General features: G+C 33.8%; 18 protein-coding genes and 1 pseudogene. 11 read left to right on the top strand and 8 right to left on the bottom strand.

Features of this window, described 5'->3' with window-relative positions; all coding sequences use genetic code 11:
- From BM088_RS27590 to BM088_RS14345, 7 genes and pseudogenes are all read left to right on the top strand, one after another.
- A pseudogene (locus BM088_RS27590) lies at positions 1 to 208 on the top strand (group II intron reverse transcriptase/maturase); the annotation flags it as partial.
- Between the two features lie 68 nt (positions 209 to 276).
- Positions 277 to 690, top strand: a complete 414-nt coding sequence (locus BM088_RS14365) for a glutathione binding-like protein (protein ID WP_091985318.1) — start codon at positions 277 to 279, stop codon at positions 688 to 690.
- 216 nt (positions 691 to 906) lie between these two features.
- Positions 907 to 1,245 carry a MarR family transcriptional regulator gene (locus BM088_RS14360; protein ID WP_091985315.1) on the top strand — a complete coding sequence of 113 codons (339 nt, stop codon included), beginning with the start codon at positions 907 to 909 and terminating at the stop codon, positions 1,243 to 1,245.
- 61 nt (positions 1,246 to 1,306) lie between these two features.
- Positions 1,307 to 1,525, top strand: a complete 219-nt coding sequence (locus tag BM088_RS27585; RefSeq protein WP_218156528.1) for a hypothetical protein — start codon at positions 1,307 to 1,309, stop codon at positions 1,523 to 1,525.
- A gap of 6 nt (positions 1,526 to 1,531) precedes the next feature.
- Positions 1,532 to 1,750 (top strand): MAPEG family protein, encoded by a 219-nt coding sequence (locus BM088_RS27580; protein WP_281247164.1) that lies wholly within the window; start codon positions 1,532 to 1,534, stop codon positions 1,748 to 1,750.
- 403 nt (positions 1,751 to 2,153) lie between these two features.
- A complete protein-coding gene (locus tag BM088_RS14350) occupies positions 2,154 to 4,475 on the top strand; it encodes a methyl-accepting chemotaxis protein (protein WP_177208055.1) in 2,322 nt (773 codons plus the stop codon).
- A 292-nt stretch (positions 4,476 to 4,767) separates the two neighbouring features.
- A complete protein-coding gene (locus tag BM088_RS14345) occupies positions 4,768 to 5,994 on the top strand; it encodes a M23 family metallopeptidase (protein WP_091985308.1) in 1,227 nt (408 codons plus the stop codon).
- Between the two features lie 122 nt (positions 5,995 to 6,116).
- Here the strand turns inward: BM088_RS14345 and BM088_RS14340 are convergent, their stop codons facing one another.
- Positions 6,117 to 7,652, bottom strand: coding sequence for a sigma 54-interacting transcriptional regulator (locus BM088_RS14340; protein WP_091985304.1), 1,536 nt, complete (start codon positions 7,650 to 7,652; stop codon positions 6,117 to 6,119).
- Between the two features lie 276 nt (positions 7,653 to 7,928).
- Between BM088_RS14340 and astB the strand changes: the two genes are divergently transcribed.
- Together astB and BM088_RS14330 are read left to right on the top strand one after the other, a co-directional pair.
- Positions 7,929 to 9,269: an N-succinylarginine dihydrolase gene (astB, locus tag BM088_RS14335; RefSeq protein ID WP_091985300.1), complete on the top strand. Its 1,341-nt coding sequence runs from the start codon at positions 7,929 to 7,931 to the stop codon at positions 9,267 to 9,269.
- A 56-nt stretch (positions 9,270 to 9,325) separates the two neighbouring features.
- Positions 9,326 to 9,916 carry a DUF938 domain-containing protein gene (locus tag BM088_RS14330; RefSeq protein ID WP_091985296.1) on the top strand — a complete coding sequence of 197 codons (591 nt, stop codon included), beginning with the start codon at positions 9,326 to 9,328 and terminating at the stop codon, positions 9,914 to 9,916.
- On the opposite strand, the gene BM088_RS14325 is transcribed toward BM088_RS14330, so the two are convergent.
- The 6 genes from BM088_RS14325 to BM088_RS14300 form a co-directional block, all read right to left on the bottom strand.
- Complete coding sequence (locus BM088_RS14325) at positions 9,893 to 11,026, bottom strand: GNAT family N-acetyltransferase (RefSeq protein ID WP_091985293.1); 1,134 nt, start codon at positions 11,024 to 11,026, stop codon at positions 9,893 to 9,895. The genes BM088_RS14330 and BM088_RS14325 overlap by 24 nt on opposite strands.
- 15 nt (positions 11,027 to 11,041) lie before the next feature.
- Positions 11,042 to 12,295, bottom strand: coding sequence for a sensor histidine kinase (locus tag BM088_RS14320; RefSeq protein ID WP_091985290.1), 1,254 nt, complete (start codon positions 12,293 to 12,295; stop codon positions 11,042 to 11,044).
- Positions 12,285 to 13,667, bottom strand: coding sequence for a sigma-54-dependent transcriptional regulator (locus BM088_RS14315; protein WP_245763828.1), 1,383 nt, complete (start codon positions 13,665 to 13,667; stop codon positions 12,285 to 12,287). The genes BM088_RS14320 and BM088_RS14315 overlap by 11 nt, the downstream gene beginning before the upstream one ends.
- A 106-nt stretch (positions 13,668 to 13,773) precedes the next feature.
- A complete protein-coding gene (locus BM088_RS14310; RefSeq protein ID WP_091985286.1) occupies positions 13,774 to 16,269 on the bottom strand; it encodes an ABC transporter permease in 2,496 nt (831 codons plus the stop codon).
- Complete coding sequence (locus BM088_RS14305; protein WP_091985283.1) at positions 16,266 to 16,973, bottom strand: ABC transporter ATP-binding protein; 708 nt, start codon at positions 16,971 to 16,973, stop codon at positions 16,266 to 16,268. Before BM088_RS14305 ends, BM088_RS14310 begins: the two co-directional genes overlap by 4 nt.
- Positions 16,974 to 16,998: 25 nt before the next feature.
- Positions 16,999 to 18,237: an efflux RND transporter periplasmic adaptor subunit gene (locus tag BM088_RS14300; RefSeq protein ID WP_091985279.1), complete on the bottom strand. Its 1,239-nt coding sequence runs from the start codon at positions 18,235 to 18,237 to the stop codon at positions 16,999 to 17,001.
- 450 nt (positions 18,238 to 18,687) lie between these two features.
- Between BM088_RS14300 and BM088_RS14295 the strand changes: the two genes are divergently transcribed.
- Positions 18,688 to 19,503, top strand: coding sequence for a substrate-binding periplasmic protein (locus BM088_RS14295; protein ID WP_091985274.1), 816 nt, complete (start codon positions 18,688 to 18,690; stop codon positions 19,501 to 19,503).
- Between the two features lie 378 nt (positions 19,504 to 19,881).
- Here BM088_RS14295 and BM088_RS14290 read toward each other — a convergent pair whose 3' ends face one another.
- A complete protein-coding gene (locus BM088_RS14290; protein WP_218156526.1) occupies positions 19,882 to 20,286 on the bottom strand; it encodes a helix-turn-helix domain-containing protein in 405 nt (134 codons plus the stop codon).
- A 152-nt stretch (positions 20,287 to 20,438) separates the two neighbouring features.
- Here BM088_RS14290 and tmpT point away from each other — a divergent pair, with 152 nt between their 5' ends.
- Positions 20,439 to 21,083 (top strand): thiopurine S-methyltransferase, encoded by a 645-nt coding sequence (gene tmpT / locus BM088_RS14285; protein ID WP_091985263.1) that lies wholly within the window; start codon positions 20,439 to 20,441, stop codon positions 21,081 to 21,083.
- The last annotated feature ends 516 nt before the right edge of the window (positions 21,084 to 21,599 follow it).

The following is a 21,599-nucleotide window of genomic DNA, read 5'->3' as shown; positions in this document are numbered from 1 at the left end:
GGGATTTAGAAACTATTTTGGTCTACCTGACAATAGCCGAAGTTTGTCTCAATTACATAACAGTGTTTTACACAGCTTATATAAGTGGTTAAACAGGCGCAGTGGTAGACAAAGTTATAACTGGAGTAGTTTCAAGAAGATGTTAGAATATTTTAAAATTGAACCACTAAAGGTCAGTAAACGGATTATTCGTGTTGACTGGTATTGAAATGGTAAAAAGGGTCGTGTTTTACACGAGTGAATATATAACTGAAGAGCCGGATGCGATAGTTTCGCATGTCCGGATCTGTGTGGGGTCGGCTCAGTAATGGGTCGTTCTACCACGATTTTTTCCAGTGGATGATGTATTTAACAAACACAGTTCAAGCTGAGTTAATGATTTATTTTTATCCTGATAAACATACAACAAATAAACTTGTGGTTGATGACATTATTCAAGTTCAAGAGGAACGTATTACTGAAATGTTAGCGCTTTTAGATAATGAACTGAGTCAAAGAGCATTTATATCAGGTGATAATATCAGTGTATGCGATCACTTTTTATTCATGTTATGTATATGGGCTGATGAATTGAAAAAGCCACCTCTTGCATTTAAACATCTCGCTCAACACCTTAAAAATCTAGCAAAACGAGAAGCGATTATAAAAGTATGTGAAAGAGAAAACTTAAGTTTGGCAGACTATCAGTAAATAGATATGAGGAAAATAATTAATCAAACAAAGGGCTATAATAAAGGTCTCTTTATAATGTTTTTTAAATTAAATTTAAGGTAATAATAATTAATTACAACAACAGTTGCATATACAACTATTGTTGTATGAGCTCTCCATGTGTTTGATAGATGCCTATATTTTAATACCAGTCACCTTCCAGAATTGTAAATAAAATTTGGAAAGATGCATACGATGAACTGGAGCTTGCGCCAGCGCATGCATATTTTTTTACGTTTGATTAAAAAAATGGGTTTAGTACAAAAAGAAATTTATTTGGCACTTCATTTAGAAAAGTCCACAATTACACGATCAATAGATAAAATGGTTGCAGATGGCTATTTGATCAGAAGGGCATCATCTGAAAACAATCAAAAAGAGCAATCTATTTTTGCTTTGCGTAAAGCAAAAAAGATTGAAAATCGCTTAAATGAAATTGACGATGAATTATATGCGAATTTACCAACAAAAATAAGCAAAGATGACTTAACAACCTTAGTTGTGCTAGAAAGGTTAATAAGTAAAAAACTATAGAGAACAGAAGATATATTATATGTGTTTTATGAGGTTAAATACCTTGAGATCATTTTTTATAATGAAAGTTGTACGTACAGCTAAATATCAAATAAAAGAGCGTTATATGAAAACCGAAATTTATTGGATGACACTAACCGTACTTGCCACAGCATTATTTTGGCTTCCTTATATTATTGATAGAATTTTAGAGCATGACTTGCTCCCTGCATTAAGAAATCCTGAACGAGATACTAGGCCAGAGTCTAAATGGGCTAACCGCATGATGTATGCACATTAAAATGCGATTGAAAATTTAGCTGTTTTTGTGCCTTTAGTTTTTTCTATTTTATATTTAAATATCAGTAGTGAAACAACCATTTTTGCAACTATGGTTTATTTTGTTGCGCGTACAGCGCATTTCTTTTTATATACATTTGGCATCCCCTATCTGCGTACTGTGGCATTCTTTATCGGTTTTTTAGTACAAGTACTACTTGGTTTCACGATTTTAGCCGCGATTTAAAGTTAGATTGCCCTAGTTGTAACATAAGCCTGAGGATAAAATATGCCTTATGTGAATATTAAAATAATAGATGCAAATGTTACGCAAGTTCAAAAGTCTATATTAATCTCATCAATTACCGAAGTACTTTCTTGAGCGTTGGATAAAAACCCAGCTACAACAATTGTCATTATTGAAAGGGTAAGTACTGATAGCTGAGAAATAGGAGCAGAACAGGTCGTAAATAAACTAAAAATAGGGGCCTAATAAAATGTGTATTTTTTCATATAATTAATAAAAGTAAAAAAATTTGAATAAAGGACTATAATTTATTTCACTATAATTTATTTTATCAATCGAACTTTAATAGATTAGTCTCGCTTTGAAAAAGGATATTATAAGCTTGATTATGAGGAGTTTTGGCATGAGCCTTACGATTCGTTCACGCTTATTAATTTTGTCAGTTAGTTTAGTTTTTTTTCCATTGATATTAGCCGTGTCTGTACTTGGAAATAGCGTTATAGAACAGTTATATGATGAACTATATGAATCTAACCAAAGAGCACTTATTTCTATTAGAGAACAAAAAGCTCAGCAGCTAGAAGGTTATTTGGATGTTATTAAAGGCCAAATAATCACTTACTCCTATAACAGCATGATAAGCGATGCTGCCCAAAAGTTTGGTCAGGCATTTATAACTTATAAACCCAATTTAAATAGTGAAGAAACTCAATCTGCACTTAATGATTATTATAAAAATGAATTTTCCAAAAAATACCAGGACCTAAATGGTAAAAACACATCAATTGATGCTTTATTACCAAAAAACAGCTCTATAGCACAATTGTTACAGTTTTCTTATATTGCTAATAACCCGCAACCTCTAGGGGGAAAGGATGCTTTAATAAGTGCAAATGATGATTCAAGTTATAGTAAAATCCATAAAGAGTATCACCCTCAGATACGCCAATATTTAAATGTTTTTGGCTACTATGATATTTTTATTGTTGATCATAAAAGTGCCGATATCGTGTATTCGGTCTTTAAAGAACTCGATTATGCTACGAATTTAAAAACAGGCCCTTATTCACAAAGTGGCTTGGCAAAAGCATTTAATGGTGCTGTGAATTTATCTAAAGATGAATTTTATATGACCAATTTTGATAATTATTTACCCTCATATGATGCTGCTGCTGCTTTTATTGCAAGCCCTATATATAAAGATGGTAAACAACTGGGGGTATTAATTTTTCAAATGCCGATAGGAAAAATAAACCAAATAATGACCAGTAATAATAAGTGGGCTGATATTGGTTTAGGTGAGTCAGGTGAAACTTACTTAGTGGGGTTAGATGGTACTTTACGAAATCAAAGTCGTTTTTTATTAGATGATAAAAAAAATTACTTGTCTGCATTGAGAGCCTCAGGTCAAATAGAAGAAGCAAATATAATAGAAAGAACAGACAATGTTATTTTAGTACAAAAAGTCGATACGCTTGGATCTAGAGCTGCTTTAAAAGGGGAAACTGGCTTTAAAATTTTTCCTGATTATCGAAATGTGCCAGTCTTATCAGCTTATAAAAGGATTAATAGTGGAGGTGAACCATGGGCGTTAATGGCTGAAATAGATGAAGATGAAGCATTTGCTCCATTTTATGATGAAATGGAAAAGCTAATTATTTCCTCATCAATTACAGTACTTATTTTTTTGGGAATAGGCATTGGAGTTGGTTATTTAGTTGCACAAAGAATAAGTTACCATGTAACGACTTTATCAACTGTCATGGATAATATCTCTCAAGGTGATGGTGACCTTACATATTTAATTGATTATGATGGAAAAAATGAATTTGGGGATATTTCTCGTGCTTTTAACCGCATCATTAATAAGATAAAAGAAACATTGCTAGATGTACGTCACTCCTCTAAAAAAATAGAAGAGGCATCACATCAAGTGTCAGAAGGAGCGAGTGATAGTATTGGCATGGTTGAGGAGCAAGGTGATGCAACCCGTAGTATGGCAGCTGCACTAGAAGAGTTTGAAGCAACAGTAAACGATGTTGCACAAAATACAGATAATAGTCAAAAAATAAGCAATCAAGTTGTAGAAGATTGTAAAAAGAATGGTCATGAAGCCAGTTTAGCAGTAACAGAAATAGAGCAGTTAGTTTCTGATTTGAACACCACCTCTAGCGCAATTACAGAATTAAATAAAGAAGTAGGCGAAATCACTTCTGTATTAAATGTAATCAACTCTATTGCAGATCAAACCAATTTATTGGCATTAAATGCAGCCATTGAGGCAGCAAGAGCTGGTGAACACGGTAGAGGGTTTGCTGTTGTTGCAGAAGAAGTTAGAAACCTGGCATTTAGAACGCAAGAATCAACAATTCAAATTCAAGAAAGATTAACTATTTTATCTAATGCAACAAATCAAGCGGTTACTGCAATGTCTAAAGCAAGCGGTGTTGCATCAGATAGTATTGAGCATGTGAGTCAATTAAATTCGGGTCTAGATTCGCTCATTTTACAAGTGAATGAAATGGAGCAAATTATTATTTCAGTTGCAACTGCAACTGAAGAACAAAGCCAAACAATAGGTGAAATAAATACGAATATGTCTAAGGTTGATAATTTATCAAGTGGGGTTTTTAAGCGGACACAAAGCAATCAAGCTTCATCAAATAGTCTGACTCAGGTATCTACAACTATGCGAAACTTAGTTAATAAATTTAAGCTAGATTAAGGCTTTCAAAAGTACAATTTATTGCTGTTTTTATTGAGTTAGTATTATTCTTCATGTTGAATATCATTTCTACATATTTCATATAGAAAATAAAAACACCTAAAACTCACCATTTATTGAGTCAACTCTCCTTTTTTTAAGTTAAAAACCAAATTAACGCATAAAAAATTCAAATGTAAACATTAAAAATACAAATAACATAAACCTCTATTGGGTACTACGCTTAATAACGCTTACCTGAGAACATAATTTATAGGTAAGGAAATCAATTTAATAATAAGGAATAAATATAATGAAAAAAATAATTCTACCTATTTTTGCATCTTGCTTATTACCTATGATCAATGAAGCGAATGCTCAGGTACATTTTGATGCAATTAATCAATTTAAATATGATGAAAAAATATTAAATCAGCTCCCAATTAGCAGCTTACGAGTAATTGATGATGATCAGTTTGTTTTCTCTAATCTACAACTTAAAGAGGATTGGAATAATTTTTTTAATACTCAAGCCTTTGCTTTAAAAAATAAACAGGAAGAGATAATGCATTGGGCTGGATATACAAGTATAAACCCAAAGTTGTTAATTGCTTTAATGGAACAACAAAGTCAGATATTAAGTGATCCTGACTTGGTCAATTTTAATAAGCCTTTTACAACTTTATCGAATAAAACAGGCTTTATTAATCAATTAAAAGATGTTTCTTTGAAGTTAAGTCAGCGCTTTTATCTTTTTTTAGAAGCACAAGAAAATGGCACAATCAAAACTGAAAGTCTTAAAAATACAACAGCAGCTACTATCTCATTAACAAGTTTGCTTTATGGAAATAACCAAAAAAAACACGGTGGTATTAATAGTTCTGATAATAGTAAAAAGATTAATGACTTTTTAAATACATATCAAAGACTTTTTAATCGAAGTGACGATAATTTATTATTACAAAACGCATTACATATCAATTCAAAAGCATCTGACTTAAGTAATATCAGCGCTAACTCAAACTTTAATATGAATTTACCTTGGCAGTCAGGTTATCCATGGGTCAGTGGTGGTGCACATTCAAATACAGGCTCGGGGTATCCATATTCTTCTCTAGATTTTAATAATGGTTCAGGGGGATGGGGAAGTAATACACCTTGGGTGCAAGCATCTCATGAAGGGGTTGTAACACGATATTCAAGATGCAATATACGCATCACACATCCAAGTGGTTATGCAACCAGTTACTATCATATGGATAGTCTACAATATAATACGGGCGATAGTGTGGCCTCTGGTGCTTGGTTAGGTCGTTATGCAAATAACAAACAAACTGCTTTGTGTGAAGGGGGGCAATCATCTGGGCCACATGTGCATTTTTCATTGTTATACAATGGTCGATATACCTCTTTACATAACCATTATATAAGTGGTTATCGTATTGATATCGGAAACTATAACTATGATGATAACTGTGGTCGTTTCTATTTTGAATATAATGGCTCAAGAACCTGTGCATGGCGTTCACTTTGGCGTTAAATTTTAAGTAATTAGCTGTAACTTGGTTGACCAATTACAGCTAATAAAAATGATAAATCGAAATGTGTGTCATACAAGATATTTATTGAGTTATATAGAAAAGTGAAGTTAATATACATTTTTTATGGTTTATCAATTCCATACTCTTTAAGTTTGTTTGCAATTGCGGTATGAGATACACCTAATTTTTTTGCTAATTTCCTGGTGCTTGGGTAAACAGGATAGAGCTGCCTAATTAAATCGGCCTGATATTTTTTAGTTGCTTGCTCTAAGGTGTCGTTAAATGTTTCTATACTATTGACCGGTGTTTGTGTATCTAAAGGCAAGCTGAGCACTTCAGGAGTGAGCTCTGTATTGTCACCCATCATACTGACAGCTTGAAAAATAATGTTTTTAAGTTCTTTTACATTACCTGGCCAGTCATAGTTTTGTAGTTTCTCACAACTTTTTTTAGATAATGTATATTCGGTATCGCCTTGTTTATCTGAATAATGTTGTAAAAAATACTTCGCTAATGAAATGATATCGTCTTTACTTTTTCTAAGAGCGGGTATGCTTAAAGTACATTCATTGATTTGATAAAGCAGATCTTGTCTGAATTTGCCTGCCTTCATTAATTTCACTAAGCTTTTTTTATTGGAGCAAATAATTCTGGATTTTTGTGCATAATGTGCTTGTTTGTGACTTGAGTCACATTGCTCTGAAATTAAATAATTTAATAAGTTAATTTGGTGATCATTGCTAAGTTCGGCTATTTCATCTAAATAGACAGTGCCAGATTGTGCTCGTTTTAATATACCTTGTTCATCATCAAAGAGTTTTTCATGTATGGTGTTTTTATTTAAAGTTGCGCAATTTATGGCAATAAAGGGAGCTTCTTTTCTGCTACTGGCGTCATGACATGCTCTGGCTATGCGTCTACGACCTGTGCCAACTTCACCAATGATTAAGATAGGAGAGTCTAATAAAGCAACTTTATTTGCTTGTAGTAAAGTGCGTTTTATTGCTGAACTTTGCGCTCGAATTGCTTCAAAGCCTTGCATTGTTTCTTTTTTTATTTTGCTTACTGGAGTCGTTTCAGTTTGCAATATATTGAGTTGCTTATTTAATCTGGATGAGGATTTTAAAAGTACTATGCCACCTGAAAGTAGCTTTGATGTTGCAGTATCGTTTAAATAAATAGGTGAAATTTCAGCTAAATAATTAATGCCACAAACTTGTATTTTTACTGTTTGATTTTCACCTTGTTGCTCATCCACCCATTTTGTAAATGAAAAACCCAAGATCCATTGATTAAGGAGTTCATTTTCAACCTTTTCTTTTTCAAGGTTGATCATCGCAGATGCTGCTTTATTTATCCGAGTTACTTTGCCTTTTAAATCAATAAAAAATACAGGATCTGGTAGGGCGTCTAATGCGGAATGCTCTGTTTCTAGTGGCATGTTCTTAACTGTTCTGACATCTATGACATGATCTAACTTACGTATTTCAGGCATTAAGTTTTTGAATCTTTCAAATTCAAGCTCGGGAAAATGAACATGGATAACGCCATCACTATTCGCTTCCATACCATAAAGATTTAAATCATAACGCTCTAAAATTTCGAGTAACTTTCGTGTTATTCCGGTTTTATTTTCACACATCACTTCAAGGCGCATAACTTGACTCTTATTTTAAAAGGTTATTAGGTTGCTTTGAACCTACCTTTACGTAAACGTAAAGTTCTAACAGTGTAAATCCAGAGTTACAATAAAATCAAGATATTTAATGTTTCATAAAGTGAATTTTATATTCGATTTTCAACAAACTCTAATAAATTTAGTAATTTAGGATTTGTTTTTTTTAATCAAGTATACTCTTTTTGGGGCGATGATATATGGGTAAAACATTTTAGTTTTTATCCGTTGTAATTTTATATTTTGATGAGGTTTTTGATGAAAAGTTTTGAAGTAAATTTTGATGGACTAGTGGGACCTACACATAATTATGCTGGATTATCAGAAGGAAACGTTGCTTCACTGAAAAGTGCACTTGATATTTCAAATCCCAAAAGTGCCGCTAAGCAAGGTTTAGCAAAAATGAAGGCTTTGCATGATTTAGGTTTAACACAAGGTGTTTTAGCGCCACAAGAACGACCTGATATACATACTTTACGGCGTTTAGGTTTTACTGGAACGGATGCACAAGTTCTATCTCAGGCTCATAAAGAAGCGCCAAACGTATTAGCAGCCTGTTATTCTGCGTCTAGTATGTGGACTGCTAATGCAGCCACTATATCGCCTTCGGCTGATACTCATAATAATAAAGTACATTTTACACCTGCAAATTTAACCAATAAATTTCATCGTTCATTAGAACCTGAAACAACAGGCAATATTTTAAAAGCCATGTTTAATAATGATGAATTTTTTGAACATCATTTACATTTAAATGATAACGATCATTTTGGTGATGAAGGGGCGGCAAATCATACTCGATTATGTGGTAGCTATGGTGATAAAGGACTAGAGATTTTTACTTTTGGCCGTTCTGCATTTAACCGTGATATGCCAAAACCACAAATATTTGCAGCAAGACAAACGCTAGAAGCGAGTAAATCTGTCGCTAGATTGCATGGTTTGTCAAATGATAATACCGTTTTTGTGCAACAAAACCCTGATGTGATTGATCAAGGTGTATTCCATAATGATGTTATTGCTGTGGGTAATCAAAATGTATTGTTTTATCACGAACAGGCATTTTTAAATACCGCAAAATTCATTGATGAAGTGAAACAAAAGTTGCCACAACAAGCTGTACATTTTATAGAAGTTCCGAGCAATCAAGTTAGTATCTCTGATGCGGTAAATACATATTTATTTAACACACAAATCATAACGTTAGCTGATGGCTCTATGGCCATTATTGCGCCTAAACATTGTGAAAATAATATAAATGTAAAAACTTATTTAGATAACTTAATTATTGGTAATACTCCTATTAAGCAGGTTAAATATTTTGATGTGAATGAAAGTATGAAAAATGGTGGGGGTCCTGCATGTTTAAGATTAAGAGTTGCACTGAATGCGCAAGAATTAGATGCTGTTAACCCTGCATGTATTATGTCAAATAGTTTATTTACACGTTTAAATACTTGGGTTGATAGCCATTACAGAGATACAATTAGCCCAAAAGATTTACAAGACCCACAATTATTAATTGAATCAAGAGCGGCACTTGATGAGCTAACAAAAATTTTGAATTTAGGCTCAGTATATAAATTTCAACAAGTTTAATTTGATATAAGCGAAAGTATATTTATACTTTTGCTTTTTTAACAGGTAAAAACATAATGCAAAAACCTTTCTCACAAGCCTGTGAAAATAACAAACAACCCATAGTTGAGATTTTGCAGCATACTTTTAGTGGCTGTAAAACAATACTTGAAGTGGGTTCAGGAACTGGTCAACATGCAGTTCATTTTGCAGAAATGTTACCTCAATTGAGTTGGCAAACCAGCGACTTAGAAGAAAATCACCCAGGTATTAATTTATGGTTAGATGAATCGAGTGCAAAGAACCTATTACGACCACTAACGCTGGATTTTTCTAAGCCTTGGCCACTTACTTTAGTTGATGGTATCTTTACTGCAAATACCTTACATATTGTGAGTTTTCCTCTGGTCGAAGCCTTTTTTAAAGGTGTTGGAAGGCATTTAAATCCCCATGGTATTTTGTGTCTTTATGGTCCTTTTAAATATAATCATCAATTTACAAGTCCAAGTAATGCGCAGTTTGATTTATGGTTAAAAAATATTGAATCAAGCCGTGGTATTCGTGATATTGAAAAGGTTATCGCGTTAGCTAATAATGAAGGGTTGGTATTGACTAAGGATTTTGATATGCCAGCGAATAATCAATTATTGGTTTTTAAAAGGCAATAAAGTCTGACATTGCTGATGATAATTTTGCATCTGTTGAGACTCGTGTATTAAAAAGTTATCAATGGCGAGTGAAAAATCGGGGTGTACCATTGTATGATTTGAATAGGTAAATACAGGCTCAAAACCGCGTGCTATTTTATGTTCTCCTTGAGCGCCTGAATGAAAGCATTTTAAGTTGTTTTTTATACAGTATTCTATGCCTTGGTAATAACATAACTCAAAGTGCAGAAAATCATAATACTCACTAGCCCCCCAATAACGACCATAAAGGGTTGTTGATGACTTTAAACTTAAAGTTGCAGCGATAACGTTTTCATCTTTTGTTGCGATCATAATGACTAACTCATCAGACATATTTTGTTTTAATAAGCTAAAAAAATCAGAATTTAAATAACCTAAATGGCCAGAACGTTTTAAGTAAGTTCGTTGATAAAACGCAATAAATTGTTCGATAATGTCACTGCTAATCTTACAACCAGTTAACCATTTAATTGAAATATCTTCTGCCACTGCTTTTAAACGTTCTTTTTTAATTACTTTACGTTTTCGAGCTGTTAAACACGATAAATAGTCATCAAAACTTTGATAATCTTTATTGAACCATTGAAATTGCACACCTAAACGTGAAGATACATCTTGCTTGCCTAATAAATGCGATGTTTTCTTATCGCAAAAATTAATATGAAAACCTGACCAGTTATATTTTTTGCTTTGTGCATTTAAAATCGTTTTAATATATTGATATAACATGGATAGATTTGAAGAGTTTGTTGCAATGCGACCCCCTTCAACAGGTGTAAAAGGAATGGAGCAAACCCATTTAGGGTAATAAGTTAAACCGTGATTTTGATAGGCCTCGGCCCAAGACCAGTCAAATACATATTCGCCATAAGAGTGGCTTTTGACATATCCTGGCATCACAGCAATTAAAGTGTCATTTTCATAAATTAAAAAATGATGTGCTTGCCAACCTTGCTTTGAACTTGCCGACAAACTGGCTTCACAGGCATGAATAAAAGCATGTTTAGTGAAAGGGTTATCATCAAAAAAAAGATCCCAGCGAGTGGCTGAAATTTCATTTATATGCGTAATTATTTTATAAGAATACATTTTTTCATGTCTTATTTAAGTTGGCCAAGTCAAGGTGATAATAGCCCCACCATGATTTAAGTTTGCGACTTTTAACTGACCTTTATGATTACGGGTAATACTGTCACATAATGATAATCCGATGCCAGAACCGTTGGTTTTTGTGGTATAAAATGGGGTTAATACATTATTTAAATTAGCAAAACCAGGACCGTTATCTCTAATCTCAATAACTTGAATTTGCTGTTGAGCATATATTTTAATGGATATTTCACATTGCGTTTCAACACATGCTTCTTGCGCATTTTTTAAAAGGTTGATCAATATTTGTGATACTTGAACTTCATCACCAAAGCACTGTGCGTCTCCTTGAAATGTCACATTACATGATTCATTTATCATGCTTTTAGCTTCAGCTAAAACCTCTTTGAAATCAAACCAGATACAATTAGGAGGGGGGAGTTGGGTGAGCTGACTGTATTGGCCTATAAATGAAAGTAGCCGATTACTTCTACTGTGTATCCTACTTAAAACTAATCGTGTTTGTGACTCGTCTAATTGTTCGCTGCATAATAAGGTATCGGCCATAGATGCCATTGGCGTTAGTGAGTTTCTTAATTCGTGTGAAAGTACGCGGATCAGGTTTTGTTCTGTGGTTATTTGATTTTTATTCAGTAATAACGAAATGTCTAATGCTGAAAATAGCCAGTGCTTTTGTTTTTGATGTAAATAGTTGATGCTTTGAGACTGCCATTTATCATCAAATTGGTTGTGGCTAAAGCACGCGTTTTCTAATTTAAAACCTAAATCAAATGCAGGTGTACCAATCAACATTGGCTGTTTAATTTGTTCATTCATTGCATTATTGCGATAGGTTAAATTGAGTTTTTCGTCAAATAAACATACTGGAACGGACCAAGAGTCAAGTATGCGACTTAATAAATTTTCAACAGTCGTATCTTGTTCACTCTTTGTTAAGTTTACTTTAGCTAATGATTCAATTTCTTTTTGTAAAGCAAGCAATAAATTATTTTTGTGCTGTTTTTTATATCTTAAATTATGCTCACCTTCTTTTAGTATTTGGGTATAGGTTGTCAGTTGCATTATCGACCGCTGCCAAAATTGATAGTAACGTGTTGCAAGCCAAATCATAGGGTACAATAAAACAAATATTAAGGTCGCTATCGCTAACAGCTCCCAACCTAAGCTCCAAGTTAAGGCGCTTGCTAAAGCGATGATGACACATATAATGCTTGAAAGTGCGCTTATGAGCCAATGTTCATGACTCATACTTAATCCCAAATTTTTCAAGTCGACGATACAATGCGTTACGTGAGATATCTAATAATTTAGCGGCTTCAATAACCTGACCTGAAGTGGTTGTCATTGCTTTTTCTATGAGTTGACGTTCAGCTTGTTCTAAAGGTTGTAACTGAATACTTGAATGATCGTTGTCTGCGCTATCCAATAATAATTGTTCCTGATTGATTTCATTTGTCATGCTAAGTAAAACAGCACGTTCCATTGTATGACCCAGTTCTCGAATATTACCCGGCCAATTATGCTGTTTGAGTTTATTTATTGCCTCGGGTGTGAGTTTTAAGTTTGATTTTCGATATTTAATACTGAATAGATCTATAAAGTTTTCAGCTAAAGGTTGAATATCATTTAAACGTTCCCTTAGTGGCGGTAAAGTGATCACTAAGGTATTGAGTCGGTATAATAAATCCTGGCGAAAAGCACCTTCACTTACTTGTTTTGATAAATCGGCATTGGTTGCGCTAATGAGTCTTACATTACTCACTTGAGTTTGGCTTGAGCCTAATACTTCATATTGGCCTGTTTCAAGTACTCGTAATAACTTAGGCTGTAAGGTAATTGGTAAAGAGCCTATTTCATCAAAAAACAAGGTACCCTGATCTGCTAATTGAAATCGTCCGATACGATTTTGCTTTGCATCTGTAAATGCGCCTTTTTGATGACCAAAAAGTTCACTTTCAAATAAGTTATCAGGAATTGCAGCCATATTAACAGCAATTAAAGGGTGCTTTTGTCTGGCGGATAGTTGATGTATTCGTTCAGCTAATTGTGATTTACCTGTACCATTTTCGCCTAAAATCAGTACATTTGCATCTGTTGGGGCTATTTGTGTCACCAATTGTTCGATATTTTTCATGGCTTGGGATTGGCAGATCCAGATTTTATGCGATTGTGATTGATCTGAACTTAATAGTTGGCGGTATCCTTGATGTTCTTGCTTTATCTTAGAGAAGTTAAGTTGCTGCAGTATGCTATTTAGTAACTTTTCTTTATTCCAAGGTTTTTCAATAAAATCACAGGCGCCCTGTTTTAAACCATTTACAGCAAGTTCAATGCTGCCCCAAGCTGTCATTAAAATAATAGGGATATTGCTTTGTTTTAGCTGACTTAGAATATCTAATCCTTCTTGACCACTTGTGGTATCACGGCTGAAATTCATATCTAATAAAATAAGGTCAGGTTTTTGTCTATTCGTTTGAATAATCACTTCTTTGGCATTACTTGCTTCTATGGTTTGGTAACCTGCTGCCATGAGCAATAAGGCCAGTGCCAAGCGAATATCCTCATCATCATCGGCAAGTAAAATCGTCGCGTTATATTTTTTGATATTGGTTTCGTGCAAACTGAGCTCCGTGTTTTAAGGCTTCTATATTTTTTATGTAAAAAGAGCAACTTGTGAGCTGCCCTTGACCAATACAACTAGTCTAACCTAGTTTTATTTGTTTTGACTATTCTTCTCTGAGGGCTCTCATAGGTTCTGAGCTAATAACACGCCAGGCAGGTATTATTACTGAAAGTAATACAATTGTTATTAAACCTAAATCAAGAGCAGACATGGCTAACCAGTTAAACTCAGGTAACATTTCAAGGTAAATCTGTAGCTGTTTATAACCAAAAACAGAGATAATAAAACCTATTCCTAAACCTATAATTAACATCCATAACGCATCTTTTAATATAAAGTTTAATAACCGAGTTTGTTTTGCCCCAGTTGCCATACGTACTGCCAGCTCATATTTCTTATGATTAGTCGTCATCTGAGTAAGACCTGCAACACCAATCGCAGCTAAAAATAATGTTAAAACTGTCATAGTGACCACAACCCATAAGCTTACTCTTTGATTTAGTGTTTGTATTTGCCAAACATCATTTAAAGGCCTGACTTGTAAGTTAGTTAAACCTGGAAATTGGCGTTTTAGTTCAGGATCAAGCATATCTGCAGTTAGGTCTTTACCTTCAGGTAACATCACACTGAACTGTAAACCATCACGACCAGCATCAACTCTATGTGTATATACAGCGGGTAATCCATATGCCCCTACGGCACCTGCGCGGCTTATTGTATTTACAACGATACCACTGATTATCATAGGAGGGCGATCTGGACCCTGATTTAGTTGTATTGTTTTACCTATTACTTCTTGATAAGTGAGATCTGGATATATTGTTTTTGCCATACTCTCATCGATAACAATGCGATTTTCATTATTATTAATTTGAGATTGCGTTAAGTTAGTACCCGCTAAAAATCGAATATTAAAGCGTTTAAAGTAATCAGGGCTCAAATTTTGGATTTGATACATGACACGTTCGCCTTTTTTTTCCTGTGAGCGAAAAGCTGAAATGCGAAATCTATCTGATAATGGTGCGCTTGAGGGGATCACGACTTTACTGTCTGCAACATTTGTTTCAATTAAGTTACTGACGTTAGTTAATAAGGTTTTTATTTCACTATTTTGATAATCTTGCGCTTCAAAATCAGCTAATTCTTCACGCCATTTTTCATCTGCAAAAGATAATGTGACATCATAAGTATTACCAAGTTCATAACCCAAATCTTGATAAACTGATTGGTAGCTTTGCATGGTTAACATGACTGACGCTGTTAGTAATAGTGATGCGATTGAAAGTTGAAATACCATTAATAAGCGACTTAACCATTGGTTACTTTGAGCTTGTAACCCTTTACCACTGCTATTAAGGTTATTTGCTAAGGAATGCGTTTCAATATCAACTAATGCCAAAGCACTAAATAAGATACTAAGTAAAAATACAATGATTAAAGTGGCTATAATCGTCATGATATTAATGCCGATAGCACCTATCATAGGCAGGCTTTCACCAGCGATCAAAGGTAAGCTTTTTAAAGCCCAGCCCGTTACTAATAGTCCTGTAATTGCAGCTAATAAAAAGCTGGGTAAATTTTCTAATAAAACTAAGGTTTTAACTTTTAATAAACTGGCACCTAAGCTAATTTGAATTGCGAACTCTTTAGTACGGGTCTGATAATGCGCAATAAATAAATTTAATAAATTGATGGTCGCCATAAGTAGCAGGCCAAACACAGCTGCAAATAAAGCAGTGAGCAAACTTTCACTTTCACCTAACATATTACTACGATAATTAGAATTTATGACTTCTTTATCTGCACTATTTAAAAAGTCTAAAAACCTTTGTACACGCTCCCCTTGTGCGTTGTTTGTCACAAAGTCAGTTAACCATTCGTTTGTTTGAGCTAAGTTAGGTGGTGATTTTTCAGATTTAAGAATTAAAAAATCAAGTGAGTTATCAATATTACCAACATTTGCAGGCGCTTTTATAACTTCTTTTAAATTATTGATGAACCAAACTTGTTGTGGAATAATTTCTTGAGCACTGTTTACAGCCATCACATCTTCAATGACACCAGCAATTACAAATGACTCTTGATCGATTGTTATTTGTTTACCTAATACGGATTTTTTTCCTGAATAAGCTTTTTGCCATAAGCTTTGTGAGATCCAAATGTATTTTTGTGGTGAAGCAACGGTTACATCATCACCTAGCAATAATTCTGTGCCTAAAACTTCTAATATATTGCTTGAAGCATCATAACGGGTAGTCGCGTAAAGGGTATTATTGATTGTGATATCTTGATCTGAAGGGGAGATCCCAGCCCATTGACCTAAATCAGCAAAATATTCACTGACAGAGGCTAAACGGCGCATATTCCAGTAAGAAACACTTAAATTTTCGGAAGGTTTAAAACGATATTCAAATGTTTGTAATGAAGCTTCATTTTTAACGCCTTGCAAAGGTTTATAGAGTAAGGTTGAAGAAATTGAAATAACGCTTAATACGGCACCTAAGGTTAAACCTAAGGTTAAAATTAACGGTATGCTCAACCTGGGTAATGAAAATACCTTGGCCACGCCTTGTAAAAAAGCTTTTTGATATAAACTCATGCGACCCCCTGAACCTGCTGCATTGTATTTTGTTCTGTCACTATTTGACCATCTAATAATTGTATTTGACGGCTAGCACAGCGAGAATAGCGGCTGTCATGCGTTACCATAACAATTGTAGATCCCGCTTTATTTAACTGCTCAAGTAGTAACATGACTTGATCACCATTCTTGCTGTCTAAATTACCTGTAGGTTCATCAACTAAAATGAGGTCAGGTTTACCCACTAAAGCGCGTGCGATTGCGATGCGTTGTTGCTGACCACCGGAAAGTTGGTTTGGACGATAATTTTGACGATGTAGCATGTCTACCTGTGTTAAGACTTCTTCTACTCTTTGTTTTATTTGAGTTTTTTTTACATTTCTATGCTCAAGAGGCAGTGCGATATTTTCAAAAACAGTTAAGTTATCAATTAAGTTAAATGATTGAAAAACATACCCGATATGTTCATTTCTGATTTGAGTTCTTTGATCTACCTTAAGGTTTGAAGTATTTATATCTGCAATATGGTATTCACCTTCTGTGGCTGAGTCCATTAAGCCCATAATAGATAATAAGGTAGATTTACCACAGCCTGAAGGCCCGGTAATAGCGACGAATTCTCCTTGCATTATTTCTAATGAAACCCCCTGTAACGCATGGGTTTCAATTTGTTGACCATCATAACGTTTATGGATATTGCTCATAGCGACGACTTTTTTCATGATTATTTCCTTCAAATTCTATTTATTATTGTATAACTGATAATTGATTAAATTGAACATATTTATTGGTATCTGAACTCACTATTTTATCTCCTGAATTTAAACCATTGGCAATGACAAGCTGACCTTGTGATATTTCACCAAAAGTAACTTCTTTTTGTTCAAGCAGGCTGTTGTTTGTTTGCACAAATAAAGCTTGCTTGCTACGTGGGCGAAGACCTGAAACCTGATCTATAAAGAGTGCATCTTTTTGATGTTTTATAAAAACTTGAGCCGAAACAGTTAATGAAGGGCGGGAATTTGATGTTAACTCGCCATCAATAATCGCTTCGGCTAATATTGAACCATTTGTAACTAAACTCTCAATGCGAGAAATATGTGCCTTAATCAAACCTTTTTGTGTATCTATGATCACAGGTGCATTAATATCAATTTGGTCTGCTTGATGTTGAGGCAGCCTTAAGCGTGCAATCAGTTCTTTATCACTGCCAACTTTCGCGAGCGATTCACCAAGTTGCACACTTTGGCCTAATTCAATTTCTAATGTTTGCAATGAACCTGTAATGCCTGCTTTAACTTTCATATCTTCTAACTGTTGCTCTAGTAATAAAACCTGAGAGATTTGTTGGGTAATTGTGATATCACGTTGGGTGAGTTGATAACTTTGCATTTCAATAAACTGTTGATATTTTTCTTTTTCAAATTTAAGGCGTTTATTTTGCTGTTCAACTGAGAGTTGCGCACGTTGTAATTCAATTTGAGAGGCAACACCTAAGTTAAGTAATTTCTGGTTTACCGATAATTCAAGTAATGCTTTTTCTATTTCTGCTTCAATATCTGCAATACTGCTTTGATAATTGAGCCTTTCGTTTTGTTGTTCATATTTGAATGCTTCACGTTGTGCTTTTTGCTGGGCAAGTAAGCCTTGTGCTTCACTGACTTCTTGATTTAACTTAGGATTAAATAAATGAAGAATAACAGTATCTGGTGTTACTTGGGTGCCTGGGCGAACTAAAATTTCAGATACTTTACCTAAAGCGGGCGCCGTTAATAAACGTTCTTTTGCTGAAATAAATTCTCCATAAGCAGTCGCATAAATATCTATCGGTCCACTTTTTACGGTTTGAAAACGCAATGTATCAGCCGAAACTGATTTTACGGATTTACTGCTAACGGCATAAGCTGCGTAAGACAATAAAGAAACAAAAAGAGTGATTAAAACGCCTTTTTTCCATGATTTTTTTTGGTTTAGTTCTATTTTCATAATATAAACACACTATTTTTCAGTAATTAATTTCTAATAATGAAATAAGCATGCCAAAACTAAATAAGCTTAAAAATTAGTGTGTTAGGTGTTTTTGTTGAATGTTTAATGAATTTTATGTTCGGTTTTAACTTGTGTATGTTCGCAAATGGTTATGGGGTCTATTCTGTGAGTAAGGTGCATTCTTAAATTTGTATCCAAGTAGTTAAATCATAGGTAATGGATTTGTTCTTATCTAGCTAAGATTTTAACCTTGGTTAATATCACTTTTCTGAAGGTTTTTAGCTTTGCACTAATGAGGCATGAATTGAGATCACTCAATGCAAAATTAGGACAAAATAATATATGCGCATATTGAAAAATTAAGTTATGACGTTAATACTTAGCTAAATGGAGAAAGCTTTTTAATTTAATGCTCAGAGCACGTTTTTATCAATACAGAGTAATAAAATGAATCGAATTTTGAAAATACTAATGTGTGTATCGAAAGTATGTTTGGTCACTTTTTTATTGTCGAATTATATTTTCGCTGAAACGCTCACTATTAGGGTAAGTAAAGCCGATTTCCCATCTACCTACTTAAAGGGTGGCAATTGGGAAGGTATGGATATAGAACTCATAAAAGAAATTTTTTTACGTGCGAAATTAGATTATCAAATAATTGAAAGACCATTTGTAAGAAGTTTAGTTAAAATTAAAAATGGAAAAATAGACCTGATCCCTAATCTTGTTAAAAATAAAGAACGGTCAAATTATATGAACTGGTTGGGACCAACTCGAATTACTTGTATTGGTTTAGTTGTTTTAAAAAAGAACAAAGATATGCCAATCAAAACAGTTGAAGACCTGATAAAAGTGACTCAACAAAAAAAGAAAAAAGTAGGATATATCAGTGGCGCAAGCTATTCAGAATTTTTTGACAACAAGCTGAAAAACGACCCGTTATTAACTGAAGTGCTTTATATTTTAAATGACGACACACTCAAACTTAAAATGCTCAAAAGGGGGCGGATTATTGGCTATTTCTCGGATGCGTTTGAAGTGCGACAGCGTATGATAGACCAAGATTTTTCTCACCAATATACAAATGTGGCTCTACATTCTTATCGTATTGAAGAATCATGTACAGGCTCTTATTTTGGGTTATCTAAAATGCTAGATAAGCAATATTATTTAAAATTGCAGGCTGCTTTTCAGTCTATGAAAGAGGATGGAGCTTTTGATAAACTTCATCTAGATTGGGTTGGGTTGAAACCTGCATTTTAAAATGAAGGTGAAACTTTTCAGGTCGTGATATATGGTTTTTACTACATGGATAACAACAAATTGTTTAAGAAATAATGACTACTTTTGGCTAAATTGAATCGTAAAAAGAGAATACATTCTATATGCAGTGCAAAAGCATGATGGAATATCAAGACGCAACTTTTCAAAAATGATTGCTCCCTTCTATCTATATTCTATATTGCCCGAAAAATTGAATTAATATAAAGGGTTATGAATTTCACACTGATGTTTCTGAGCTTGAACGTTGGTTTCAGTATAAAAATATTTTAGTTCTAAGGATATAGCGGGTAATCATGAAAAATTATCGAAACGGTGTTTTTTCAAATGTTTTTCAATACTTTTCAATGAATTAACAGCTTATAGTTTATTTCGTTGTCTTAATCTTTTCTTACCTGCCAGCTTAAGAATTCGTAGAAACTTTGGGCATTCAAAATGGTTTGGAGCAGAGCAAGCCGCGGCATGACGCAAACCGTTACGCATTTTGGTCATTTCTTTAATCTTTTTATCTAGCTCATCTGCTTTAGCTGATAGTAAAGCTCTGTTAATATCAGGACCATCAGTATTAAACATATCTCTTATCTCATCAAGAGAGAAGTCAACTCTACGGCCTAATGCAATCAAAGCGAGCCTTTCTAATATTTTTTGATTGAAAAGCCTGCGTAAACCCTTTCTACCATATGATTGGATGAGTCCTTTTTCTTCATAATAGCGAAGCGTTGAGGCTGGTAACCCTGTCGCTTTTGAAACTTCACCAATATCCACTATTTCCACCTTAAATATTTAATTTTGATAAATAGTACTTGACCTAAAGTCGACTTTAAGTTGCATCATACCGCTGAACATTACGTCACACAATACTGAGGCTTATAGTTAGCTGATAGGTAATTTACGAATAGATTATTTAAGGATCTGATATGAAAGAAAGTTTTTGGCATAACAAATGGGATAAAAATGAAATTGGTTTCCATGAAAGTGAGGTGAACTCCTTATTAATAAAACATTTTAAAAAATTGAATTTGGAAAAAGGCAATCGTGTATTCATTCCTTTATGTGGTAAAACTTTAGATATTCATTGGCTACTTAAAAGCGGATACAAAGTTGTTGGTGCTGAATTAAGTAAACTCGCTGTTAATCAGTTATTCAAATCGTTAGGTGTTGAACCAAACATATCAATAAAGGGCAAGCTAGAGCACTATCAAGCAAAGAATATTGACATATTTATTGGAAATATTTTTAACATATCTAAAGAAATAATGGGCTCTGTTGATGCTGTGTATGACAGAGCTGCTTTGGTTGCTCTGCCACAAGAAACTCGAAATGAATATGCAAATCATCTGGTAGATATAACAGGTAAGGCTCCTCAGTTATTGATTTGCTATGAGTATGAGCAAAATATGATGCAAGGCCCACCCTTTTCAATATGTAATGTAGGCGTTAAGCAACATTATGCTGAACTCTATAATTTAAAATTTATTGAGTCAAAAAGTATAATTGAAGGTTTTAAAGGAAAAGCGAAAGTCGCAGAAACTGCATGGCTATTACAAAATACAAGCCCTTAGATAAGGGCTTTTCTGAGCTTGGTATAGTATCCAACTGTGATTATCTATTCTCAGATTGTTTAGGTTATGTGTTAGTTACATACTAATATGCGCTTACTTACGTATGATTTGCGTTTTTGTTTCGATGCAACGAGTTGTTTTATCTTATTTATCATGCATTAGATGTTGTTGATTTAGTGTGCTGAGAATATGTTTTTGATAGACGGATAAGGTATATGGATGTCCAGAGTAATTCGCAATTTACTTAGGCGTAATGGACTTTTTAGGTTTCACTTGACAGATTAAAATACCTAATAGCAAGTATTTTAATTTGACTTAGCAAGTTAAATGGGCGTTTTGGTTGTAGAATAATTAAAAATTCAATTCTACAGCTGAAAAATGAGGTCTTAAATGTATTGGTTAAGTCTTTTTTAAACATAGAGTGAGATACACAAATCCACTTTATATTAGTTTTAGCTTTTAGATAAATTGAATAGGCTCGTTAGCATACTTTATTTAGGATTATGGTTATCTATA

The sequence above is a fragment of the Pseudoalteromonas denitrificans DSM 6059 genome (assembly GCF_900112265.1).
GTDB lineage: Bacteria > Pseudomonadota > Gammaproteobacteria > Enterobacterales > Alteromonadaceae > Pseudoalteromonas > Pseudoalteromonas denitrificans.
Note: the sequence above shows the minus strand (reverse complement) of the source record. Positions and strands in the feature narration are given on the sequence as shown.